The sequence below is a fragment of the Nocardia sp. NPDC050718 genome (genome assembly GCF_040654235.1).
GTDB lineage: Bacteria > Actinomycetota > Actinomycetes > Mycobacteriales > Mycobacteriaceae > Nocardia.
This window is the reverse complement of the sequence record NZ_JBFAHQ010000001.1, coordinates 1,973,763-1,996,794: the sequence shown is the minus strand read 5'-3', so window position 1 is coordinate 1,996,794 and position 23,032 is coordinate 1,973,763. Positions and strand designations below refer to the sequence as shown.

At 70.8% G+C, this 23,032-nt stretch carries 18 protein-coding genes; 8 read left to right on the top strand and 10 right to left on the bottom strand.

Annotated features, from left to right (window positions below; genetic code table 11):
* Nucleotides 1-20 precede the first annotated feature (20 nt).
* The gene (locus AB0H54_RS09030; RefSeq protein ID WP_357343976.1) at nucleotides 21-665 is read left to right on the top strand and encodes a Rid family hydrolase; all 645 of its coding nucleotides are present in this window, start codon (nucleotides 21-23) and stop codon (nucleotides 663-665) included.
* Here AB0H54_RS09030 and AB0H54_RS09025 read toward each other — a convergent pair.
* The 4 genes from AB0H54_RS09025 to AB0H54_RS09010 all read right to left on the bottom strand — a co-directional run bounded on the left by AB0H54_RS09025 (nucleotide 662) and on the right by AB0H54_RS09010 (nucleotide 10,514).
* Complete coding sequence (locus tag AB0H54_RS09025; RefSeq protein ID WP_357343974.1) at nucleotides 662-6,772, bottom strand: amino acid adenylation domain-containing protein; 6,111 nt, start codon at nucleotides 6,770-6,772, stop codon at nucleotides 662-664. The genes AB0H54_RS09030 and AB0H54_RS09025 overlap by 4 nt on opposite strands.
* A 440-nt stretch (nucleotides 6,773-7,212) precedes the next feature.
* Nucleotides 7,213-8,163, bottom strand: coding sequence for a lysophospholipid acyltransferase family protein (locus tag AB0H54_RS09020; protein ID WP_357343972.1), 951 nt, complete (start codon nucleotides 8,161-8,163; stop codon nucleotides 7,213-7,215).
* A 5-nt stretch (nucleotides 8,164-8,168) separates the two neighbouring features.
* On the bottom strand, nucleotides 8,169-8,987 hold the full coding sequence (locus AB0H54_RS09015; RefSeq protein ID WP_355284390.1) for a GNAT family N-acyltransferase: 819 nt from the start codon (nucleotides 8,985-8,987) through the stop codon (nucleotides 8,169-8,171).
* 258 nt (nucleotides 8,988-9,245) lie between these two features.
* A complete protein-coding gene (locus tag AB0H54_RS09010; RefSeq protein ID WP_355282132.1) occupies nucleotides 9,246-10,514 on the bottom strand; it encodes an NAD(P)/FAD-dependent oxidoreductase in 1,269 nt (422 codons plus the stop codon).
* Between the two features lie 133 nt (nucleotides 10,515-10,647).
* Between AB0H54_RS09010 and AB0H54_RS09005 the strand changes: the two genes are divergently transcribed.
* The gene (locus AB0H54_RS09005) at nucleotides 10,648-11,502 is read left to right on the top strand and encodes a LysR family transcriptional regulator (RefSeq protein ID WP_189027249.1); all 855 of its coding nucleotides are present in this window, start codon (nucleotides 10,648-10,650) and stop codon (nucleotides 11,500-11,502) included.
* Nucleotides 11,503-11,513: 11 nt separating this feature from the next.
* Here the strand turns inward: AB0H54_RS09005 and AB0H54_RS09000 are convergent, their stop codons facing one another.
* The gene (locus tag AB0H54_RS09000) at nucleotides 11,514-12,479 is read right to left on the bottom strand and encodes an aminoglycoside phosphotransferase family protein (protein WP_357343969.1); all 966 of its coding nucleotides are present in this window, start codon (nucleotides 12,477-12,479) and stop codon (nucleotides 11,514-11,516) included.
* Nucleotides 12,480-12,605: 126 nt separating this feature from the next.
* On the opposite strand from AB0H54_RS09000, the gene AB0H54_RS08995 reads away from it, so the two are divergent.
* Complete coding sequence (locus tag AB0H54_RS08995) at nucleotides 12,606-13,070, top strand: GNAT family N-acetyltransferase (protein ID WP_357343967.1); 465 nt, start codon at nucleotides 12,606-12,608, stop codon at nucleotides 13,068-13,070.
* A 50-nt stretch (nucleotides 13,071-13,120) separates the two neighbouring features.
* Here AB0H54_RS08995 and AB0H54_RS08990 read toward each other — a convergent pair whose 3' ends face one another.
* From AB0H54_RS08990 to AB0H54_RS08975, 4 genes are all read right to left on the bottom strand, one after another.
* Nucleotides 13,121-13,771, bottom strand: a complete 651-nt coding sequence (locus tag AB0H54_RS08990; protein WP_357343966.1) for a hypothetical protein — start codon at nucleotides 13,769-13,771, stop codon at nucleotides 13,121-13,123.
* A 34-nt stretch (nucleotides 13,772-13,805) separates the two neighbouring features.
* Nucleotides 13,806-14,456, bottom strand: coding sequence for a Uma2 family endonuclease (locus tag AB0H54_RS08985; protein WP_357343964.1), 651 nt, complete (start codon nucleotides 14,454-14,456; stop codon nucleotides 13,806-13,808).
* A gap of 92 nt (nucleotides 14,457-14,548) precedes the next feature.
* The gene (locus AB0H54_RS08980) at nucleotides 14,549-15,505 is read right to left on the bottom strand and encodes an electron transfer flavoprotein subunit alpha/FixB family protein (protein WP_355282146.1); all 957 of its coding nucleotides are present in this window, start codon (nucleotides 15,503-15,505) and stop codon (nucleotides 14,549-14,551) included.
* 36 nt (nucleotides 15,506-15,541) lie between these two features.
* Nucleotides 15,542-16,327 (bottom strand): electron transfer flavoprotein subunit beta/FixA family protein, encoded by a 786-nt coding sequence (locus AB0H54_RS08975; RefSeq protein WP_189027240.1) that lies wholly within the window; start codon nucleotides 16,325-16,327, stop codon nucleotides 15,542-15,544.
* Between the two features lie 191 nt (nucleotides 16,328-16,518).
* Between AB0H54_RS08975 and AB0H54_RS08970 the strand changes: the two genes are divergently transcribed.
* The 4 genes from AB0H54_RS08970 to AB0H54_RS08955 all read left to right on the top strand — a co-directional run bounded on the left by AB0H54_RS08970 (nucleotide 16,519) and on the right by AB0H54_RS08955 (nucleotide 20,571).
* Entirely contained in the window at nucleotides 16,519-17,307 is a 789-nt protein-coding gene (locus tag AB0H54_RS08970; protein ID WP_357343961.1) for a class I SAM-dependent methyltransferase, read from the top strand.
* Nucleotides 17,304-18,833 carry a glycoside hydrolase family 57 protein gene (locus AB0H54_RS08965; RefSeq protein ID WP_357343959.1) on the top strand — a complete coding sequence of 510 codons (1,530 nt, stop codon included), beginning with the start codon at nucleotides 17,304-17,306 and terminating at the stop codon, nucleotides 18,831-18,833. The genes AB0H54_RS08970 and AB0H54_RS08965 overlap by 4 nt, the downstream gene beginning before the upstream one ends.
* Nucleotides 18,830-20,083, top strand: a complete 1,254-nt coding sequence (locus AB0H54_RS08960; protein ID WP_357343957.1) for a glycosyltransferase family 4 protein — start codon at nucleotides 18,830-18,832, stop codon at nucleotides 20,081-20,083. The genes AB0H54_RS08965 and AB0H54_RS08960 overlap by 4 nt, the downstream gene beginning before the upstream one ends.
* A gap of 125 nt (nucleotides 20,084-20,208) precedes the next feature.
* The gene (locus AB0H54_RS08955) at nucleotides 20,209-20,571 is read left to right on the top strand and encodes an STAS/SEC14 domain-containing protein (protein ID WP_357343955.1); all 363 of its coding nucleotides are present in this window, start codon (nucleotides 20,209-20,211) and stop codon (nucleotides 20,569-20,571) included.
* Nucleotide 20,572: 1 nt separating this feature from the next.
* On the opposite strand, the gene AB0H54_RS08950 is transcribed toward AB0H54_RS08955, so the two are convergent.
* On the bottom strand, nucleotides 20,573-21,910 hold the full coding sequence (locus AB0H54_RS08950) for a putative glycoside hydrolase (protein WP_357343953.1): 1,338 nt from the start codon (nucleotides 21,908-21,910) through the stop codon (nucleotides 20,573-20,575).
* Nucleotides 21,911-22,044: 134 nt separating this feature from the next.
* Here AB0H54_RS08950 and AB0H54_RS08945 point away from each other — a divergent pair, with 134 nt between their 5' ends.
* The gene (locus AB0H54_RS08945; protein ID WP_357343951.1) at nucleotides 22,045-23,025 is read left to right on the top strand and encodes a polysaccharide deacetylase family protein; all 981 of its coding nucleotides are present in this window, start codon (nucleotides 22,045-22,047) and stop codon (nucleotides 23,023-23,025) included.
* Nucleotides 23,026-23,032 lie beyond the last annotated feature (7 nt).

Genomic DNA, 23,032 nt, shown 5'->3' with positions numbered 1-23,032 from the left:
CCGGACAAGGAGAACCGACCATGAAGACCCTGATCAGTGCGACTGCGGCGACCGTCGTAGCGCTCACCCTCACCGGCTGCACCGCCGACTCCGACGCCGCCGAGGCCCCGAAGCAGCCGCCGAGCTCCTCGATTCTGGAAGCGGGACAGGCCAATCCGATGATCGCGCAGGGTGTGGTGATCGCCGCCGACGCCGCCGTCTACAAGACCAGCGGGATCGGACCGACCGCGCTCAACACCGCGGCGCCCGCGGGCAGTCCCGAATCCTTCATCGACACTCAGCAATTCGCCGGTGGCAAGCTGGCACCCGGCGTGACCGTCACCGAGGCGCAGGGGATGTCGGTGCTGGCCAGGATCAGGGAGAACCTGGAGGCCCGCGGCCTGAGCCTGGACAACGTGGTCACCATGCGGGTGTTCCTCGACAACGCGCCCGGCACCGACCGCGCCGACTACGCGGGCTGGAACCGGGCCTACCGCCAGTTCTTCGCCAACACGAACCTCGACACCGGCGACACCGAGCTGGTGCCGCTCGGCACCGCCGCCCCGGCGGCTCCCCTGGTCCGTAATGCCGCGCGGCCGAGCAGGTTCGCGCTCGAGGTGGCGAGCCTGCCGGTCGCGGGCTGGCTGGTCGAGGTGGAGGTCGACGCGGTGTTCCCGGCCGGCTAGGCCGGGGTCAGGCTGTCCGCGCCGGGGGACGGGAAGAAGCCGACCGCGATGTAGTGGTCGAAGTAGCGGCTGATCACCGTCGCGTCGACCGCGGGGAACTCGATCGGCAGGCCCCGGTACGGCTCGGCCGGGGCCGCCGATTCGACCGCGCTCAGCACCGTCGCCGGGGTCGCCGCGGCGATCGCGGCGGCGTAGTTGCCGCTCAGGGCCGAGGCGCGGGCCAGGATCGGGTCGGCGTCCGCGCGTTCGGCGGCGGTGGTCAGAGTCAGGCCGAATTCCATCGGGTCGATGAAGTCGAACCGGTAGTGGCGGCGCAGGATCTCCTCGTAGACCACCTGCAGCGGCACCTGGGCGCCCGCCGCGCGATAGATGTTGCCGATCGCGGCGGCGTCGCGGGACTGGCGGACGATGCCCGCCGCGACATGGTCGACCGGGGCCATCTCGACCCCGATCGCGCGCACGTCGACGGCGACGCCGAGCACCAGCATCGCGCGCAGCATGGTCCACCAGGCGTCCTCGGCCGGGGCGACGCCGGTGCGGGAGTCGCCGGTGATCAGGCCGGGCCGGTAGACGGCGACGGGGATACCGCGCTCGATCGCGGTGTGCACCAGCTGTTCGGCGACCCACTTGGTCATCGCGTAGCCGGGCAGCCCGCCGGGCACCCCGCTGTCCTGCGGGATACCGGCCAGCACCGACAGCGTCGAGACGTAGTGGATCGGCTTGACCCGGGTGGTCGTCGCCAGGCGCAGCACCTCGGTGGTGCCGCCGACATTGGCCTCGCGCATCCGGGCATACGGCTCGAGGTGGTTGACCAGCGCGCCGTTGTGATAGATCGCGTCGATCCGGTCGGCCAGTTCGGCGAAGCGCCGCGGCTCGATGCCCAGCCGGGGCTGCGCGAGATCACCTGGTACGCCGACGATCCGGTCCAGGTGGGGCCGCAGGTCGATGCTGTACTTCGCGGCGGTGGCGACGATCCGGTCCACCGCGCTCGCGTCGTCGGTGGCACGGACCAGGCAGTGGATGGTGGCCTCGGTCTGCTCGAGCAGTTCGCGCAGCAGGAAGCTGCCGAGGAAGCCGGTGGCGCCGGTGAGCAGCAGGGTCGCCGGGTCGCCCGCGTGCCGCGGCGCGCAGCCGGTGAGGTCGATCGCGGGGTCGAGGACGGCGTCGGCGGCCGGATCGGGGCCGGCCGCCGAGGCCGATGACTCGTCGCGCACGGCCAGCGCCAAGTCGCTGACCAGCGGATAGCTGAACAGCAGCCGCAGCGGTACCTCGATATCGAGGCGCTCGGCCAGCGCGGCGCGCACCCGGATCGCCGAGAGCGAGGTGCCGCCGAGGACGAAGAAGTCGTCGTCGCGGCCGACCCGCTCCAGCTCGAGGACCTGCGCGAACACCGTCGCCACGGTCTCCTCGTCGGCGGTCGCCGGCGCCTGGTACTCGCGCAGTTCCACCGGGGGCGCGGGCAACGCCTTGCGGTCGAGCTTGCCGGTGGCGCCGAGCGGGAACTCGTCGAGCTCGAGCAGCCGGTGCGGAATCATGTACGGCGGCAACAGGGTCCGGATCGTCGCCTGCACGTCGGCGAGGTCGACGGTCCGGCCCGCCACCGGGGTGACGTAGCCGACGAGCTGTTCGTGGTGCACCGTCACCGCGGCGCCGGCGACGGCCGGATGCGCGCGCAGCGCGGCCTCGATCTCGCCGGGCTCGATGCGCAGGCCGTGCAGTTTGAGCTGGACGTCGGTGCGGCCCAGGTAGGTCAAGTCGCCCGAGGGGAGCCTGCGGACCAGGTCGCCGGTGCGGTACATGCGCTCGCCGACGGGACCGTACGGATCGGCGACGAAACGCTCGGTCGTCTTGTCCGGGCTGCCGAGGTACCCGCGCGCCAGCTGCGCGCCGGCCAGATACAGCTCACCGGGCGTGCCGACCGGCACCGGCTGCAGTCGGGCGTCGAGGACGTAGGCGCGGGAGTTCCAGTGCGGCTTGCCGATCGGGACGATCCCGTCGCCGATCTCGGTCACATCGGCGGCGGTGATGGACACCGTCGCCTCGGTGGGGCCGTACAGGTTGTGCAGCCTGCCCGCGGTGGCGGTGGTGAAGCGGGCGATGGTGGCGTTGGGCAGCGCCTCGCCGCCGACCCACACCGCGCGCAGCGAACGCAGCGTGCCGGACGGCGCCGCCTCGAGCAGCATCTGCAGCACGGACGGCACGATCGTGGTGCCGGTGACCCGGTGCCGCGCGACGAGCCCGGCGAGGTACGCCGGGTCGGTGAGTCCGTGCGCGGCGGCCACGATCATGTGCGCGCCCGCGCGCAGCGGGGTCGCGAAGCCGATCATCGAGGCGTCGAACGTCCACGGAATCGATTGCAGGACGGTGTCGTTCGTGCCCACCGCGTAGTCGCCGACCATGAACGCCGCCTGGTTGACGATGGCCGAGTGCGGCACCCCGACGCCCTTGGGCTTGCCGGTGGACCCGGAGGTGAAGATGACGTACGCCAGATCCAGCGTGCGCAGCGGGCGGAGCCGGTCGGCGTCGGTCAGCGGTCGGTCCGGGAAGGCCGACAGCGCACCGGATGTCGCGACCAGGTCGACCGAGACGACCGGCAGTCCGACGACGTCGACGGTGTCGGGCACCGTGGTCAGCACGCAGACCGGGCGGGCGACGGACAGGATGTCGGCGCGGCGGTCGGCCGGGGCGTCCGGGTCGATCGGCACGTAGGCGCCACCGGCCGTGAAGACCGCGTACATGGCCACGACCAGGTCGATCGACGGCCGGATCGCGACCGCCACGGTCGCGCCTGGTCCGACGCCGGTGGCGACGAGCAGCCGGGCCAGCCGGTTGATCCGGCTCGCGAGTTCGCCGTAGGTCAGTGTCGTCTCGGCGAAGGTGACCGCGGGCGCGTCCGGGCGCAGCAGCGCCTGCGTCTGGACAGCCTCGGCCAGGGTCGCTTCCGGCACCAGCCGCACGTCCCCCGCGGGTTCGGCGCGCTCGGCCGCCGTCAGCAGCGGCAGATCGCCGACCGGCCGGTGCGGCGCGGCGACGGCGGCGGCCAGCAGCCCGGCCAGGCGCTGACCGAGCCGCGCCATCGTCGACTCGTCGAACAGGTCGGTGGCATAGCGCCAGGAGCAGCGCAATCCGGCGGGGCCCGTCGCGTCCTCCTGCGGGACGACCGTCAGCTGCAGGTCGACCGGTGCGACCTCGTCGCCCAGGTCGACGGCCGAGACCACCAGGTCGGGCAGTTCCAGCCGGGCGCCGCCGAAGTTCTGGAACGACAGCGCCACCTGGTAGAGCGGGTGGTGCGCCTGGGTGCGCGGCGGATCCAGTTCGGCGACAAGGCGTTCGAACGGCACGTCGGCGTTGGCGAAGGCGGCCAGGTCGGTCTCGCGGACCCGATCCAGCAGGGCGGTGAAGGGCTCGGCGGCGTCGATCCGGGTGCGCAGCACGACGGTGTTGACGAACATGCCGACCAGATCGTCGAGTTCGGGCTCACCACGGCCCGCGACCGGTGCGCCGACGGTGACGTCATCGGTGCCGGCGACACGCGCCAGCAGTACCGACAGCGCGGCCCGCACCACCATGAACAGCGACGCGTTGTGTTCGCGCGCCAGGGTTTCCAGCGCCTGATGCAGCGACGCGTCGAGCGCGAAGTGGTGCGCGGCGCCACGACTGCCCGCGACGGGCGGCCGCGGCCGGTCGGTGGGCAGCTCCAGCAGGGTCGGCGTGCCCGCGAGCGCGGTGCGCCAGTAGCCGAGCTGCTGGGCCAGCAGCGAGCCGGCATCCTCGGCCGCGCCGAGCATCTCCTGCTGCCAGAGGGTGTAGTCGGCGTACTGCACCGGCAGCGGCGCCCAGTCCGGCGCCGCGCCGTGGGTGCGGGCAGCGTAGGCGGTCATCAGGTCGCGGGTGAGCGGGGCCAGGGAGAAACCGTCGGTGGCGATGTGGTGCACCACCACGGCGAGCACGTGCTCGGTCGCCGAGAGCTGGAACAGGGCGGCGCGCACGGGAACTCGCGCGCAGACGTCGAAGCCGCCGAAGGTCAGCCGGGCCAGCTCCATCCGCAGGTCGGCCTCGGCGATCGCGGTGGCGACCACGTCTAGTCCGGCCTCGGCCACCGGCAGCACCCGCTGGTAGCCCTGGCCGTCGTGCTCGGGGTAGACGGTGCGCAGGACCTCGTGGCGGTCGAGGACGTCGTCGAGCGCGGCGGTCAGCGCCGCCGAGTCGAGCGGGCCCGAAAGGCGCAGCGCGACCGGGATGTTGTACGCGCTGGAACCGGGGTCGAGCCGGGCCATGAACCACATGCGCTGCTGCGCGAGCGAGAGCGGGACCCGCTCGCCGCGCTCGCGCCGGGTCAGCGGTACCCGCACGGCGGCGTCGCCGACGAGCGCGTCGAGGGCGGCGGCCAGCGCCGCGACGGTGCCGTGTTCGAAGACGGTGCGTGCGGGCACCCGCACGCCGGTACTCGCGCCGAGGCGGCCCGCCAGCCGGGTGGCGAGCAGGGAGTTGCCACCGAGGGCGAAGAAGTCGTCGTCGCGGCCGATCGCGTCGGCGCCGAGCAGGTCGGCGAAGACCTCGGCGACCGACTCCTCGGTGCCGGTGCGCGGGGCCTCGAAAGCGCGGGCGGTCAGCTCGGGTTCGGGCAGGGCCCGGTAGTCGAGCTTGCCGACCGGGGTCAGCGGCAGCCGCTCGAGCGGCACGATGGCCGCGGGGACGGCGTGCGCGGGGAGCCGCTGCTCGGCCAGGCGGGTCAGCGCGACCGGGTCGACCGTGGCGCCCGCCGCGGGCACGACGTACGCGACGAGCGCGTCCACGCCGCTGGGCAGGGTCCGCACCAGGGTGGTGGCGAAGCGGACCGACGCGTCGGAGGTGAGCACCGCGTCGATCTCGCCCAGTTCGATGCGGAAACCACGCAGTTTGACCTGGGCGTCGGTGCGGCCGAGGAAGGTCAGCTGGGGATCGCCGTCGGCGGTGAGCTCCCATTTCACCAGGTCGCCGGTGCGGTAGAGCCTGCCGCCGGTGATCGGGTCGGCGACGAAGCGGGCCGCGGTCAGCCCGGCGCGCTCGTGGTAGCCACGCGCCAGGCCGGGGCCGGCCAGGTACAGCTCGCCCGGGGTGCGGTCCGGCACCGGCCGCAGCCGCGCGTCGAGCACGACGGCGGTCATACCGGGAATGGGACCGCCGATGGTGATCAGCTCACCGGGGGCCAGCGGATCGCTGATCGAGGCCGCCACGGTGGTCTCGGTCGGGCCGTAGAGGTTGTAGAAGTTGCGCCCTGGCGACCAGCGCGCGATCAGTTCCGGCGGGCAGGCCTCGCCGCCGACCACGATCGCGGCCAGCTCCGGCAGGCCCGATCCGTCGACACCGGCGAGCGCGGCCGGGGTGATGAAGGCGTGGGTCACCCGTTCGGCGCGCAACAGGTCGGTCAGTTCGTCGCCGCCGTAGATGTCGGGCGGCGCGATGACCATCGTCGAGCCCGCGCCGATGGCGAGGAGCAGTTCCAGGATGCTGGCGTCGAAGCTGGGCGAGGCGAAGTGCAGCGTGCGGGACGCCCCGGTGATCCGGAAGCGGCGGATCTGCTCGGCGCACAGGCCGGCCAGGCCGGTGTGGGTGACGGCGACGCCCTTCGGCACGCCGGTCGAGCCGGAGGTGTAGATGATGTAGGCGATGTCCTCGCCGAACAGCCTGCGAGTGCGGTCGGTGGCGACCACCGGGGCGTCCGAGGCGTGTTCGAGCTCGGCGCGGCAGGCGGCGGAATCCAGCGCCAGCCAGCGCAATCGGGCGTCGAGCCGGTCGGCGTCGGCGGCCAGCGCGACGCCGAATCCGGCGCCGGAGTCGGCGAGCATGTGCGCGACCCGTTCGGCCGGGTAGCGCGGGTCGACGGGCACGAACGCGGCACCGGTCTTGGCCACCGCCCACAGCGCCACCATCGACTCGATCGAGCGGGTGAGCGCCAGGACCACCCGGTCACCGGGGCCGACGCCGCGCCCGATCAGTACCCGGGCCAGCTGCGAGGACTGCTGGTCGAGTTCGGTGTAGGTGAGCACGCGCCCGGCCAGGCTCAGCGCGGGAGCCTCCGGCGCGCGTTCGACGGCGGCCATCAGCAATCGGGGCAGGGTGGACACCGGCGATCGACGGCCGCGGCGCGCGGCGGGACGACGTACGCCAGAAGCTTGCTCGGTCACCGGTAATGCTTCCCTTCACCATCGATCACCCCTGCGATCGAACTGTCGAATGTCGCCTGGACTCTCGGCTACACCGGGGGTATCGGGAAAATCCTGCGTGACGGTACCGCAAATATCTCATCAATTTCGGCGCAGCGGCAATGTAGAGGTTTCAGCTCACAACAGATGGGTATAGCCAACTGCCCAGTATGTAATCCACGTCATACGCAGGTCATATGCTGTGCGAACGACTTTCGCTGCGGACACGAATGTTTCACTTTTCGGGCACACCCACCGCCGGGCACGGACCTGCGAATTCTCCGCAATCCGAAACGCGCGAACACCTCTACCGGAGACCGCGAGCGCGATCTCCGGTAGAGGTGAATGGGACCGAGTTTCGGTTACCAGGCGGTAGCGGAAACTTTCTCCGTCGCCTGCTGATCGACCGACGGATCCTGCACGCGGGTGTTGCCCGCTTCGATCCACTCGGTGTCGAGCACGCCGTGCCGGGAGCGGTCGGTGCCGCGCACGGCCGCCTCGCACCGTCGGGCGAGATCACGGCGATCCAGGCCGGGGTGCTCGAGCGGCTCGAGCGAGATCTCGACGACCATGCCGCGGCTGCGCAGCACCCGCTTCGCCGAATCGGCGAAGGTGTCCTCGCCGACGAAACCGGGCACCGTGCACGGCACTCCGTGCCGGTCGAGATAGCGCAGCCGGACCGGCTGCACGGGGGTGGTGGTGTCGATCGCGGCCTGGAACATGGCCGGGCGCATCGAGCCGTAGGCCCGGCCGCACCAGGTGGTGCCCTCCGGGAAGACCGCGATCCGATTGCCCTCGGCCAGCCGCTGCCCGACCTGGCCGACCACACCGGGCAGCTCGCGCAGGCGGGCCCGCTCGATCGGGATCACCCGGGTGAGCTGGGCGAGCTTGCCCAGCACCGGCCAGTCGACCATGTCGGCCCTGGCGACGAAGCCGACCGGCTGCACCGCGGCCAGCGCGACCACGTCGGCCCAGCCGATGTGCCCGGTCACCACCATCACCGGGGTACCCGGATCGGCGAAGCCCGCCGTCGACGCGCCCTGCTCGGCCGAGCGGTTGTCGACGATGCGCAGCCGCATCCCCAGGCAGCCGAGCGCGGCGCGGGCGTACCGGCGCTGCAGGTTCTCCCGGCGGGACTTCGGCGTGGCCGCGGTCAGCACGGGGAAACTGAACACCAGGCCGATGATCCCGGCCAGCCGGGCGATCATCCTGGCGGTACCGACCTCGTCGATCGGTTCGATGCAGCGTGAACCACAGGGGCTCGACGGCATCCACGAGTGCGAGTGAGTGGCGGGCGGCGCGTCGAACACCATGATGGTTACTTCCCGTCGAAATTGGCGGCCGCGCTCTGCAGCCGCTCCAGATACCGGGTGTTGATGGTTTCCAGGCCGAGCAACGCGACGAAGTCGGCGACGGCGAAGTCGGGGTCGTGGGCCGGTTCGCCGCAGATCTCGGCGCCCAGGCGCAGGTAGCCGCGCAGCAGCGGCGGGAGCTTGGGGCGGCTCGGCGGGGTCATCTCGTCGAGCGCGACACCGTCGACGACGACCGGCCGGTACGGGTGCACGCGCCGCTCGGGGTCGCACGCGTGCCTGCCCAGGAGCATGTCGCGCACGCCGCGCACATTCACCCCGGCGGGATCCTCGGGGCCGTCCTGCATCGGCACCGAGACACAGCCCATCACCCAGTCGTAACCGGTGAGCTGGATGTAGTGCAGGATGCCCGCCCACATCAGGGTGAGCACCGAGCCGTTGCGGTGGTCGGGAACCACGCAGGCCCGGCCCATCTCGACGATCCGGTGCCCGGTCGGGTCGAGCTGGGTGAGATCGAACTCGGTCGCCGTGTAGTACCCGCCCGCGGCGGTCACCTTGTCCGGCGGCAGCATCCGGTAGCAGCCGACGAACTGCTCGGTGAATTCGTCACGGACCAGCAGGTGGTCGCAGTGCTCGTCGAACCGGTCGGCGTCGAGGCCGGTCCCGTTGTCGGGCATCCGGAACCCGGGCTCGGAGGCGAAGACCTGGAATCGGAGCCGCTGCGCGGCCTCCCTGTGCTCGGCATCGGACGCGACGACCAGACTGTACCGAGACTTCCCCACCCCGGAGTCCGGCGCCGGCGCGGTCAACACGGACGAAATTGTCATACCGCTGATGAAGCCAGTCCGAGCTGGCATCGGAGCGACACATCGGTGTCGTGTCGATGCCCGTTCGGTGAACGAGACACCCGTCACACCGCGCGTTCACCGATGCGCTGCTCAGCGTTCGCCCACCTGCGGGTTTCTAGCCGAAGAGGCCGGTTTCGGGGCCGGATCGGGCCGCGCGACCCGGCCTGGCGACCCGCATTCCGATGCCCCGGAACGACGATCGGCCCGCCGTGTGACAGCGGGCCGATCGCGGGGTGCTCAGGCGGCCGAGCGCGCCGGTTCGGTGCTCTTCGCGGTCCGCTCGGCCTCGTCGAAGCCGGGGCGGGCGGTGCCGATGAAGGCCACCAGCCACGAGGCGACCGCGGCGAAGCGGTTGCGGAAGCCGACCAGATACATCAGGTGCACGGCCAGCCACATCGCCCAGGCGATGGTGCCGCGGAAGCTGACCCGGTCGTTGAGCTTCACGACGGCGCTGAAGCGGCTGATCACCGCCATGCTGCCCTTGTCCCAGTAGACGAACGGCGTGCCCGCGTCCTTCTTGCGCCGGATGATGTCGGCGGCGTGGCGGCCCTCCTGCATGGCGACCGGCGACTGGCCGGGGTAGCCGTTGAGCGAGGTCATGTCGCCGATGGCGTAGATGTCGGCGTGGCCGCCTACGGTCAGGTCCGGGTTGATCAGCAGCCGGCCCGCGCGGTCGGTCTCGGCGCCGGTGGCCTCGGCCAGCAGCGCCGCGAACCCGCCCGCCTGCACACCGGCCGACCACACCACAGTCTCGGCGGCGATACCGCGCTCGATGCCCTCGGCGTCCTTGACCGTCACCTTGCCCTCGTCGATATCGGTGACGAAGGTGCCGAGCAGCACCTCGACGCCGCTGTCGGTCAGCGAGCGCTTCGCGTACTCCGAGAGTCCGCCGCCGAACGGGGGCAGCACGGCGCCCGCGCCCTCGACCAGGGTCACCGAGACCTCCTGGTGGAAGTGGCGCTTGGCGAGCTCCTTGATCTGGCCCGCCACCTCGACGCCGGTCGCGCCCGCGCCGACCACGACGAAGCTGAGCAGCCTGCGCCGGGTCGCCTCGTCGGCGCCCTGCGCCGCGGCGAACACCGAGGCGATCTGGTCGCGCAGCCGCTGGGCGTCGTCGATGGTCTTGAGCGAGAAGGTCTTGTCGGCGAAGTCGTCGCGGCCGAAGTAGCTCTGGCTGGCGCCGGTGGCCGCGATCAGCGAGCCGTAGCTGATCTGGCGAGTACCCTCGGCGGTCTCGTAGGTGAGCACGGCGGCCTCGGCGTCGATCGCGGTGACCTTGCCGAGCCGGACGTCGGCCTCGGGGTGGCGGCGCAGTACGTTCTTGATCGGCGGCGCGATCTCCTCGGGCGCCAGCACGCCGGTGGCCACCTGGTAGAGCAGCGGCTGGAACAGGTGCTCGGGCGTGCTCGAGATCAGGACGTAGTTGATTCGTGACTTGCTCAGTTGCTTGGCCGCGGCGAGTCCGCCGAAGCCCGAACCGACGATGACGACATCCGTGTGTTCCATGATCGCGCGCTCCAAGATCGGTAATGAGTCCTTTCATATGAGTAAACGCGATGCGGAACGCAGATGTTTCCAGTGTTTGGGCGCATACTGAAGATGACTCTTATCTGTATAACTAATCAATAGGAGGGACCTGGTGGAACTTCGCCAGCTGGCGTACTTCGTCGCGGTGTGTGAGGAGCTCAGTTTCAGCCGTGCCGCGAGCCGCTGCTTCATCTCCCAATCCGCGATCAGCCACCAGATCGCGAGACTCGAACGTGACCTCGGCGCGCAGCTGTTCGAGCGCACGACCCGCGCCGTCGTCCCCACCGACGCCACCCTGCGGCTGCTGCCGCTGGCCAAGCAGATGCTGAGCCTGGAGTCCGCGATCCGCGCCGCCGTGCGCACCACCGGCCCGCGCATCCGCCTGGCCGCCAACATGTCGTTCGCGGCGCGCTCGCTGTCCGCGATCGCCGCCGCCCGCGCCGCCCACCCCGACGCCGAGATCGAATACGTCATCAAACCGTTCCGGCAGCGGATCACCGCCGTGGCCGACGGTGACTGCGATCTGGCGCTGATCCGCGGCAGTGTGGACCAGCCCGGGCTGGCGGTGGAACAGCTCTGGGTGGAGGACCTGGTGATCGCGATCTCCAGCAGTCACCCACTGGCGGGCAAGGGCGTCGTCACCCTCGCCGACCTCAGCCCCTATCCCCTGCTGCTGCCGCCCGAACAGGAACAGGTCCTGCTGCACACCCTCATCCGCTCGGCGTTCGCCGACCTGCCCGTCGGTCCCACCTTCGGTCCCCCGATCCCGCCCGACCACACCGCCACCATGGAACTGCTCAACCGCCCCGAATCCTGGACCGTCCTCTACGAGGGCCCCACCAAGGGCTTGCTCACCCTCGACCTCACCGACCACCGCCTGCGCATCCCGGTCTCGGCGGTCCTGCGCGAGGACGCCCGCCAGAATCCGATCGTCAACACCCTGCTCGACGCCCTGCACCGGCGGTAGCGGATGGTCGCCTAGTCGTCGAGCGGGACCGCCAGTGCGTGGGCGACGGCCAGGTGCAGGGGCAGGGTGTCCTCGTCGTCGTCCTCGACCGACCAGATGATCTCCTCGATCGCGCGCAGGAAGGCCCAGGCGTGCCCGCGATCGGCGGGGATGTCGAGGTGGCGGGCCGTGGTCTCGACGACCGTGCGGGCGTGCTCGGGAGTCGGTGCGGACTGGACCTGGATCATGATCAGGAAGCCCGCGTCGAAGGCGGCTTCGCCGAGGTAGGGCTTCGGATCGATGAGGAGCCACGGTTCGCGTTCGGCGGCGACGATATTGCCGAGGTGGGTGTCGCGGTTCACGACGAGCAGGGGGCCGACAGGCACGGCGAGGCGCGCGCACCACGCCAGGGCCCGTTCGCGCAGTTCCTCCGGAAGTACCTCGGCCAGTTCGGGTTCCGGCCGCTGGAGACGCGCGGTCCACTGGGCCACCATGTCGGTCGCGGTCGGCAGGGCCGGATAGCCCGCCGGGACGCCGGTCGGCTCCCGGCGCAGCCTGCGAAGTATCATGCACGCCAGGCGAACCCGCTCCGCGTTCTCCGGCCGACCCTCCAGGCTCGGGAAGCCCGGCTGTTCGAGCAAGGGCGCTCCCGGACGTGCCCACTCCATCAGCATCGCGCCGCTGTCGGCGTCGAACCGGTACAGCGTCACGGCACCGTCGCCGCGGTAGCAGAACAGCCCGGTCGGCTCCGCGATGTTCTCCTCGTCGACCATCGGGACCTTGAGCACCGCCACCGATCCGTCGCCGCGGCGCACCGGGGCGACGAAGGCGTGCGTGCCGCCCTCGAACGCGGGGGCGATCACCGTCAGCTCCCAAGTCCCACACAGCTTTTCCACCAGCGCGGGCAGGTCGTCGAGCCAGCGCTGTCCCGCGGCCCCGAACACCTCCCGCACCGTCTCCTCGACCTCCGGCGGCACTTCGATCGGCAACGTCGTCACCCGCCCCACCCTGCCACGCCGGTCCCCGACGCGGCGATCACCGCCGATGAGTCGAGCCCAGCCCGCGCCTCCGGGTGAGCCGAAACCCGCTCGACAGCGCGGTGTATGGCCTGCGATTCTGCCCGGATGACCGCCACGCCACTCTCCGACATCCCCGCCGGTTACGAGGTCTCCACCGAGACCGCCCGCATCGACGCCGCCCGCGTGCACACCTGGTTGTCCACCGACTCGTACTGGGCCATGGGTCGCACCCGCGAGCTCCAGGACCGCGCGATCGCGGAATCACTCAATGTCGGGATCTACGACAGTGTCTCGGGCGACCAGGTCGCCTATGCCCGGGTGGTCACCGACCGGACCACCTTCGCCTGGCTCTGCGACGTCTACGTGGACCGCGCGGTCCGCGGCAAAGGCATCGGCGTCGCCCTGATCGCCGCCGTCCGCGACCACCTCGCCCCCTACGGCCTCCGCCGCATCATGCTCGCCACCGCCGACGCCCACACCCTCTACGAGAAGTTCGGCTTCGAGCCCCTCACCGACCCCGAGAAATGGATGGTCCTCGGCCAGCCGGTGCACACCCCCGACCCCCGCTGACCGATCCGGCGGCGGCGCAGACGTCACCCGAGACCACGGCCCCGCCGGGCCTAGACGAACCCCTTCTCGACGAGTTCGAATCCGTCCGGACGAATGCGGTGCCGTTCGCCCGAGCCGCCCACCACCCGCCACCAACTCGACACATCCAGTTCGTCGGTGTCGGCGTCGAATTCGATCGCGAAACCCCCGTACATCCCGGGGATCGCCGCCCACATCGTCGCGCCGGGGTACTCGAGCAGCGGCGTCAGCGGCGGCGGCCGGAACCCGCATTTCCGGCAGAGGTCGAGCACCCGGCCCAGAATCACGGCGTGCAACTGACATTCGAGCTGGGCCAGCACGGTCGGATCGACCTCGCGGATCAACGAGGGCGTGAGCCGCTCGGCCAACCGGTCGTGGCCGCGCGCGGCCGCGATGTCCGCGGCGGTGTCACCATCGGCGGTCCGCAAGGTGCGCCAAGCTCCCAGTTCCAGCATTCGTTCGACCACCGGCTCCGGCGCGCCGTGCCATGCCGCCTGATGCAACGGCGCGAATCCCGAGCTGCCACCGACCCGGGTCGTATTGATGCTGCGGTCGCGGTCGGCGACCTCGAGCACGACATCCCACCGCCCGTCTCGCGCCGCGTCGGCGAGCCGATCCCGCGCGGCGATCGGACCCTCATCGAAGAACTCGCGCCGATACCAGCCATACCATTGGATCCCCACGGCCACAGCGTATCGCCGATTCGGCGGCGGCTGATCAGAATGCCAGTGCGGCCCAGTCGATCTCGATGGCGAAGGGGTAGGGGAACGAGATGCCGGTCGCGGAGTCGGGGGACCATTGGCCTGCCAGGAGGTAGTTGGCGTGGCGTAGTGGACGTACACCCGGTGGGAGCTCGGCGTGGCCGATTTCGAGGATGTACACCCGGAGCGCTGCGATACCGGTGAGATCCTGGTGCAGCTCGACCTCCCAGTACGACGGAATGCCTGCACCGGCGTAGCGGGCCTTCTTCGCTTCGATCTCGGAAGGGGTATTCGACGGCGACAGGACCTCGCCCACCAGCACCGTGTCGGCAGCACGGACGTCTGCGCCCGGGGTCAGACAGCGGTGTACGAGGAAGTCCGGGGTGACGAAGTCGGACTTGCCGGTCTGGCCGAAGAAGACGTTCGTCTCGAGGTTCACTCGCCAACAGCGCTGCGGATCCGTGGACGCGACCTGCCGTGCGCAACGTTCGATTTCGTTGGTGAAACGACGCATCGCCGTCTGATGTTCACCCGGCCCGCGCCGCATCCACACGACTCGCCCGTTCCACAACTCGATCTGGGCGGCGATCTCCTCGGGTAGCTTCTCCAGCTCTTCCCATGTCATCGACTCGGGCAGATCGGGGCGGTCGATCCTCGTCATGACCATTCACCCATGCTACGCAGCGACGACACCGTCTCGTGCGACGCAAGCGGCCCCGCCCGGAGAACCGGACGGGGCCGCGCTCAGCGCTCGAAGCGTCAGCCCTTGTGGGACTTCACGGCCTCGGTCAGCTGCGGGGCGACGTTGAACAGGTCGCCCACGATGCCGTAGTCCGCGATCTCGAAGATCGGGGCCTCTTCGTCCTTGTTGACCGCGACGATGGTCTTCGAGGTCTGCATGCCGGCGCGGTGCTGGATGGCGCCGGAGATGCCGAGGGCGATGTAGAGCTGCGGGGAGACCGTCTTACCGGTCTGACCGACCTGGAACTGGCCCGGGTAGTAGCCCGAGTCGACGGCGGCACGCGAGGCGCCGACGGCGGCACCGAGCGAGTCGGCCAGCGCCTCGACGACCGCGAAGTTGTCGGCGGAACCGACACCACGGCCACCGGAGACGACGATGCCGGCCTCGGTGAGCTCCGGACGGTCGCCGCCCACGATCGGCTCACGCGAGACGACCTTGACGACGCCCTCTTCCTGGGCGGGAACCGCGACGGCGACCTGCTCGCCAGCGCCGGCCTGGGCGGCCGCCTCGATGGCGCCCGGACGGATCGAGATCACCGGCACGTCACCGGTGGCCTTGGCGTCGACGGTGAACGCGCCACCGAAGATGGAGTGCACGGCCGAGCCGTCGGCGTTGACGCCGATGACGTCGACGAGCAGGCCGGAGCCGATGCGCGCGGCGAGGCGGCCCGACACCTCCTTGCCCTCGGCGGTGGCGGCGACCAGCACGGCGGCGGGCGAGGCGGACTCGACCAGACCGGCGAGCACGTCGACCTTCGGGGTGACCAGGAAGCCGTCGACGTCGTCGGACTCGGCGACGTAGATCTTCTCGGCACCGGCGGCGGCCAGCGCGGAGGCCAGCTTCTCGGCGGTACCGGCCGGGCCGGTGACGACCGCGGCGGGCTCGCCCAGGGTGCGGGCGGCGGTGAGCAGTTCGGTGCTGACCTTCTTCACGGCACCGTCGGCGTGCTCGACGAGCACAAGTACTTCAGCCATTGTTCTTTCTCCTTCGAAGTCTCGGACGGGGCCGGATCAGATGATCTTCTGACCGATGAGGTAGGTGGCGATCTGGTTGCCGCCCTCGCCCTCGTCCGCGATCTTCTCGCCCGCGGTACGGGCAGGCTTCGGGGTGGAGCCGGTGACCTGGGTGCCGGCGTTGGCGACGCCCACGGTCGACGGGTCGATGCCCAGGTCGGCCAGGGTGAAGACCTGAACTTCCTTCTTCTTCGCGGCCATGATGCCCTTGAAGGACGGGAAGCGCGGCTCGTTGATCTTCTCGGTGACCGAGACGATCGCGGGCAGGGAGGCCTCGAGCTTGAACACGCCCTCGTCGGTCTCGCGCTCGCCGGTGATCTTGTCGCCGTCGACGGTCAGCTTGCGCAGGTGCGTCAGCTGCGGGATGCCCAGGTACTCGGCGATGATCGCCGGCACGGCACCCGCGCGACCGTCGGTGGCCTCGTTGCCGGCGATGACCAGCTCGACGCCCTCGACCTGGCCCAGCGCGCCGGCCAGCACCCACGCGGTCTGCACGGCGTCGGAGCCGTGGATCGCCGGGTCGTTGATGTGGATGGCCTTGTCGGCACCCATGGACAGCGCCTTGCGGATGGCCTCGGTGGCGCGATCCGGACCGGCGGCCAGCACGGTGACCTCGCCGCCCTGCGCCTCCTTGATCAGCAGCGCTTCCTCGACGGCGCGCTCGTTGATCTCGTCGAGGACGGCGTCGGCGGCCTCGCGGTCGAGGGTGTAGTCACCATCGGTCAGCTTGCGCTCGGACCAGGTGTCGGGAACCTGCTTGATGAGTACGACGATGTTCGGCATCGGTCTTCGTCGACCTCCTTCTGGATACACGTGTGTGGTGGCCGCACGAGCTGGGCCGTACGTCCGTGTGAGTAGCTCAGAGCGGAACACTACCCTACGCTAAGTTACTCGTGGGTAACCTACATGCACAAGGGGTTCCCAACCGGTCCCTGACTCCTGCGGGAACCGGCGGTACCAGTAACGTCGGAGAAATGAGCGAGGCTGTGATCCCTGCCGCACCTGTGGCCGACACACATGAACCACTGCCGCTGACCGGTGAGCGGACCGTGCCCGGCATCGCCGAGGAGAACTACTGGTTCCGTCGGCACGAGATCGCCTACGCCCGCCTGCTCGACCGTTGCACCGGCAAGACCGTGCTCGAGGCGGGTTCGGGCGAGGGCTACGGCGCCGACATGATCGCCGGCGTGGCCGCGCGTGTCGTCGGCGTGGACTACGACGACGGCGCCGTCGCGCACGTGCGCGCGCGCTACCCGCGGGTCGAGATGATCCAGGGCAATCTGGCCGAGCTGCCGCTCGACGACGAATCCGTCGATGTGGTCGTGAATTTCCAGGTCATCGAACACCTTTGGGACCAGGCGCAGTTCCTGCGCGAGTGCCTGCGGGTGCTGCGCCCGGGCGGGCAGCTGCTGATCAGCACCCCGAACCGGATCACCTTCTCCCCCGGTCGCGACACCCCGCTCAACCCGTTCCACACCCGCGAACTCAATGCCGACGAGCTGACCGAGCTGCTGATCGAGGCCGGTTTCACGGTCGCGGAGATGCTCGGCGTGCACCACGGCACGAGCCTGAAAGCCTTGGACGCCAAGCACGGTGGGTCGTTCATCGACGCCCAGATCGAGCGCGCGCTGGCCGGTGAGCCGTGGCCCGCCGACCTGACCGCCGACGTCGCCGCCGTCACCATCGACGATTTCGACCTGCGGGCCGGGGAGATCGACGCGAGCCTGGACCTGGTCGCGATCGCCGAAAAGGCGAGGCGTTGAACGTTCCAGGCCAGTTCACGCTCGTTCTGCACTCCCACCTCCCCTGGCTGGCCCATCACGGACGCTGGCCGGTCGGCGAGGAATGGCTCTACCAGTCCTGGGCCGCGTCGTACCTGCCCGTGGTCCGGGTCCTGAAAAACCTTGCGGCCGAAGGCCGTACGCATCTGCTGAGCCTGGGCATCACCCCGGTGCTGGCCGCCCAGCTCGACGATCCGCACTGCCTGGCCGGCATGCACCACTGGCTGGGCAACTGGCAGTTGCGCGCCGACGAGGCGTCGATGTCGGGCAATGTGGCGCTGGGCAGGCACGAACACCGGCTGGCCGCGACGGCGCTGGCCGAATTCGAGCGGGACTGGCGGCACGGCAGCGCGCCGGTGTGGCGCTCGCTCATCGACGCCGACTCGATCGAACTGCTCGGCGGCCCGCTGGCGCACCCGTTCCAGCCGCTGCTCGACGAGCGGCTGCGCCAGTTCCAGCTCACCGAGGGCCTGGCCGACGCGCGCCTGCGCTGGGGGACAACGCCCACCGGTATCTGGGCGCCCGAGTGCGGCTACACCCCCGGAATGGAGCGTAACTACGACGCCGCGGGTGTGACGCATTTCATGGTCGACGGCCCGTCGCTGCGCGGCGACACCACCCTCGGCAGGCCGGTCCGCGACGCCGACGTGCTCGCGTTCGGCCGCGATCTCCAGGTGAGCTACCGGGTCTGGTCGCCGAAGCAGGGCTACCCGGGCCAGAGCGCCTACCGCGATTTCCACCACTACGACCACGCGACCGGCCTGAAACCGTCCCGGGTGACCGGCAAGACCGTCGCCGGTCCTGACAAGGCCCCTTACGATCCGGAATTGGCCGCCACCGCCATCACCCGCGACGTCGCCGACTTCGTCGAGACCGTGCGCGCGCGGCTGATCGAGGAGTCCGCGCGGATCGGCAGGCCCGCCCTCGTGGTGGCCGCCTTCGACACCGAGCTATTCGGGCACTGGTGGCACGAGGGGCCCGAGTGGCTCGAGCAGGTGCTGCGCGCGCTGCCCGAGGCGGGCGTCACCGTCGGCACCCTCGCCGACGCCCGCGACAACGGCTTCGTCGGCGAACCCGTGCAGCTCAACGACTCGTCGTGGGGCTCGGGCAAGGACTGGCGGGTGTGGGCGGGCGACCAGGTCGCCGACCTCGTCGCGCTCAACGCCGACGTCGTCCGGCTCGCGCTGGACACCCTCGACAAGGTCGGCCGCGACGGTTCGCTGCGCGATCCGGTCGCCGACCAGTTGCTGCGCGAGGCGATCCTCACCGTCTCCAGCGACTGGGCCTTCATGGTCTCCAAGGACTCCGCCGCCGGGTACGCCCGCGATCGGGCACACGAGCACGCGCACGCCGTGCGCGAACTCGCCGAGGCCATCGGGGCCGGCCAGTTCGCCAAAGCGGCCCGTCTCGCGGCAGGATGGAGCCTGGCCGACGGATTCTTCCCAGGTCTGGACGCGCGGCGGTTGCCGACCGCTGTCCCGTCGGCCGCCGCTGAAGGATTCGCATGAAGATTTTGATGGTGTCGTGGGAGTACCCGCCGGTCGTGGTCGGCGGGCTCGGTCGACATGTCCATCACCTGGCGGTGGAGCTGGCCGCGGCCGGTCACGAGGTCGTGGTGCTGGCACGCAGGCCGACGGGCACCGACTCGATCACCCACCCCACGCACTCCTACATCGCCGACGGCGTGCTCGTCGTCGCGGTGGCCGAGGACCCGCCCTGCTTCGACTTCGGCGAGGACATGCTCGCCTGGACCCTGGCGATGGGGCACGCGATGGTCCGCGCCGGTGTCGCCCTGGGCAAGCCGGGCGTCGGCGAGGGCTGGACGCCCGATGTGGTGCACGCGCACGACTGGCTCGTCGCGCACCCGTCCATCGCGCTCGCCGAGTACTACGACGTGCCGCTGGTGGCGACCATCCACGCCACCGAGGCGGGTCGGCACAGCGGCTGGGTGTCCGGGCGGGTCAACAAGCAGGTCCACTCGGTGGAGTGGTGGCTGACCAACGAGGCCGATCAGCTGATCACCTGCTCGACCTCCATGCAGGACGAGGTGGAACGGCTCTACGGGCCCGAGCTCGCGCCGATCACGGTGATCCGCAACGGCATCGACGTCGGCGCGTGGACCTTCCGGCCGCGCGCGCCACGCTCCGGCCCGCCGAAGCTGCTCTACGTGGGCAGGCTCGAATACGAGAAGGGCGTGCAGGACGCGATCGCGGCGCTGCCCCGCATCCGGCGCGCGCATCCAGGGACCACGCTGACCGTGGCCGGTGTCGGCACCCAGTTCGACTGGCTGCGCGAGCGGGCGCGCGTGCATCGCGTCGCCAGGGCGGTGCAGTTCGTCGGCAGTCTCGGGCACTCCGAGCTGCTGGGCTGGCTGCACGGCGCGGACGCCATCGTGCTGCCGAGCCGGTACGAGCCGTTCGGGATCGTCGCGCTGGAAGCCGCGGCCGCGGGGGTCCCGCTGATCGCCTCCACCGCGGGTGGGCTCGGCGAGGCCGTCATCGACGGTGTCACCGGCGCCTCCTTCGAACCGGCCGACGTGGACGGCATCGTCGACGCCGCCCGCGCCGTCCTCGACGATCCCGCGACCGCCCAGGACCGCGCCTACAACGCCCGCGAACGGCTCACCGCCGACTTCGCCTGGGACGTGGTCGCCGCCGAGACCGCGCAGGTCTACTCGGCCGCCAAGCGCCGGGTGCGCACCTCGCTGGGCAGGCCCGACATCGTGGAACGGCCGCTGCCCGAGCGCGACCCGAAGTAGGAGACGGCGCGCGACCGTTCGCGGATCGCGCGCCGAGCTCGAGTTCACCCACAACGCATGACGCCGCGGCCCCGGCCCGGCTCTACCGTCGCCCGTGGAAGACCACCACGACGAAGGAGCCGACCATGCCCCTGCAGCCGATTCCCGACCTGCCCGCCGCGACCATCGGCTTCCGCGCCTCCGGCACCGTCACCGCCGAGGACTACACCACGGTCCTGGACCCGGCCATCGACGCCGCCCTCCAGCACGAACAGCCGGTCAACCTGGTCTACATCCTCGGCCCCGACTTCGACCGCTACTCCCTCGACGCCATGTGGCAGGACCTGAAACTGGTCCGCGTCCCCCGCAGCTCCTGGGGCCGCATCGCCCTGGTCACCGACCACAAGGCCCTCGGCGAAGCCGTCCACCTCTTCGGCTTCCTCATCCCCGCCGAAGTCCGCGTCTTCCCCGTCTCCGCCGAACCCGAAGCCCTCACCTGGGTGGGGTGAGTCAGGCCGGGGGGATGCCGTTGGTGTGGTAGCGGGTGGCGGCGTTCCAGAGGAAGAAGCTGTCGATGCCGGTGGCGTTGGTGGCGTCGATCTGGGCGCGGAGTTCGGCGTCGCCGTAGGTGACGCCGAGGCTGAAGTCCTGGAGCCAGGGGATGACGGTCGCGCCGGTGCCCGCGGTGCTGGTCTGGAAGTCGCGCAGGGAGCGGAAGATGATGTCGTAGGGCTGGGCGTTGGGGTTGGCCACGCCGTATTCGCCGGAGTTCCAGTGCGAGGGGTAGAGCATGGGGGCGACGAAGTCGACGCTGCGGGCCATGCGGGGGATGTCCTGGGCGATCTCGTCGGGGCGGGTCGACGCGATGCCGTAGACCGCGGCGCTCAGGTGGGCGCCCGCGGCGTGCACCGGGTAGCGGCTCTCGGCGAGGAAGCCGGCGACGGCGTCGGCGGGGGTGCCGGTGAGTCCGGCGAAATGCATGCTGGTCAGGCTGCCGTCGGGGCGGCGGACGTAGTCGTACATGACGCCGTCGAAACCGAGCTTGCCCGCTTCCACCGCCAGATCGATGTTGTAGCGGCGGATGTCGGGATGGGCGACATTGGTGAACGCGATCGGACCGTAGTGGCTGGAATAGGGCTGCCCCGACGGGTTCTGGACCACCCAGTCGGGCCTGCCGTTGTGCCAGGCCCACGCGGCGACGGTCGGATCGCGGAACGCGACGATGCGCCCGACCACCTGCAAGCCCAGCTCGTGGAGTTGCCGCAGGGCCGACGGCGCGTCGTAGATGCCCGCGACGGCACCGGATTCGCGGGCCAGCGGCACCTGGGAGTCGTAGCCGACGACACCGTCCTCGTCCTTGATGTCGAGCTGCACGGTATCGATGCGGCCCTCGCGCGCGAGATCGAGCACGTCCTCGCGCAACCCCTCGTGCGACCAGGCGTGCGCGGTGACGTGCACCGCCCGCATGCGCGGCAGCGTCACCCCCGTGACGGCGACGGCGCTGCTCCGATTCCCCGCGGCATCCACCGCGACGACCTCGACGGCGGGCGCCCACGGCACCGACAGCTCGAAGCTGCCGTCGGCGGCGGGTGTCACCGTGTCCGTGCCGACGGCGACGCGTACGGCGTCGACGGCCTTGCCGCGCACCACGATCGGCGCCCGGTAGGAGCGCACGGGATCGGGCGGGGCCACCTGAAGGACCGGCGGCACGGTGTCGGCCGACGGCTCCGAGGCGGATCTGCTCAGCGCGAATCCGGCCACCAGAGCCACGATGACCACCGCGAGGACGGCACCCGAGGCGATCGTCGCCCACCGCCGCCGATCGCCCGACTGGATCCGCAATCCCAACGCCCGCACCAACTTCCACTACCGTTCGCCAGGCCACTATGGCGCAGTCGGGCAGTCCGTCTGCGGGTTATCGCAAGATCGGGGGAAAACCTCCGCCTGCGCGTAATATCGCCGCGATGACCGGCGGTTCGACAGTGGCATTCCGACTCGCGCCCGCACTCCTGCTGCTCGCGACCGCCTGCGCGACACCGGAAGCACCGCCCCCGCCCCTACCGCCTGCCGCGGCGACGACGAAACCCGCGCCGCCGGATCCGGCCGAGATCGCCGCCAACGAACTGGGATTCGTCCCGGTGCTGATGTACCACCAGATCACGCCGAACCCGGCCGGTGAATACGACCAGACCCCCGCGGAGTTCCGCGACGAGCTGGACCGGCTGTACCGCGAGAACTACCGCCCGGTGACGGCCGCGCAGTACATCGCGGGCGACCTCGACCTGCCCGCGGGCACCCATCCGGTCGTCCTCACCTTCGACGATTCCACCGGCAGCCAGCTCGCCTTCACCGACAGCGGGGCCGTGACCCCGGACAGCGCCGCGGGCATCCTCGCCGAATTCGGCGCCCGCTACCCGGATTTCCGGCCGATCGCCACCTTCTACGTCAACAACGAGCCGTTCGGCGGCGACCCGCGGGCGCTGCCCTGGCTGGCGGCCAACGGCCACGAGATCGGCGCGCACACCGCCGATCACGCGAATCTCGCGACCCTGGACGCCGACGGCGTGCAGCGCGAACTGGCGCAGAACGTGCGCGCGGTGCGCGCGGCCGCGCCGGAAGTCACCGTGCGCACCATGGCCCTACCGCTGGGCATCTATCCCCGCGACCACGCGCTGGCCGCCGCGGGCAGCTGGGACGGCACCGACTATCGCTTCGACGCCGTCATGCTGGTCGGCTCGAACCCCGCCCCGGCACCGTACGGCGCGGTCGACCCCGGCGGCGTGCCGCGCATCCGCTCCGGCCGGGGCGCGGTCCCGTTCGACTCGGGCTACTGGCTGGACTGGCTGGCGGCCCACCCGGAGCAGCGCTACACCGCCGACGGCGACCCGGGCCGCGTCTGCTTCCCCCGCCACCTCGCGGCGGAGGTCGGCCCGCGCTGGGCGGACCGGACCAACCCGTACTGACGCCCGC

Bases quoted from the DNA above. Each gene is read 5' to 3' on its own strand.
- AB0H54_RS09030 (WP_357343976.1), top strand. From the start codon at position 21: ATGAAGACCCTGATCAGTGCGACTGCGGCGACCGTCGTAGCGCTCACC.
- AB0H54_RS09020 (WP_357343972.1), bottom strand. From the start codon at position 8,163: ATGGTGTTCGACGCGCCGCCCGCCACTCACTCGCACTCGTGGATGCCG.
- AB0H54_RS09015 (WP_355284390.1), bottom strand. From the start codon at position 8,987: ATGACAATTTCGTCCGTGTTGACCGCGCCGGCGCCGGACTCCGGGGTG.
- AB0H54_RS09010 (WP_355282132.1), bottom strand. From the start codon at position 10,514: ATGGAACACACGGATGTCGTCATCGTCGGTTCGGGCTTCGGCGGACTC.
- AB0H54_RS08995 (WP_357343967.1), top strand. From the start codon at position 12,606: ATGACCGCCACGCCACTCTCCGACATCCCCGCCGGTTACGAGGTCTCC.
- AB0H54_RS08985 (WP_357343964.1), bottom strand. From the start codon at position 14,456: ATGGTCATGACGAGGATCGACCGCCCCGATCTGCCCGAGTCGATGACA.
- AB0H54_RS08980 (WP_355282146.1), bottom strand. From the start codon at position 15,505: ATGGCTGAAGTACTTGTGCTCGTCGAGCACGCCGACGGTGCCGTGAAG.
- AB0H54_RS08975 (WP_189027240.1), bottom strand. From the start codon at position 16,327: ATGCCGAACATCGTCGTACTCATCAAGCAGGTTCCCGACACCTGGTCC.
- AB0H54_RS08970 (WP_357343961.1), top strand. From the start codon at position 16,519: ATGAGCGAGGCTGTGATCCCTGCCGCACCTGTGGCCGACACACATGAA.
- AB0H54_RS08960 (WP_357343957.1), top strand. From the start codon at position 18,830: ATGAAGATTTTGATGGTGTCGTGGGAGTACCCGCCGGTCGTGGTCGGC.
- AB0H54_RS08955 (WP_357343955.1), top strand. From the start codon at position 20,209: ATGCCCCTGCAGCCGATTCCCGACCTGCCCGCCGCGACCATCGGCTTC.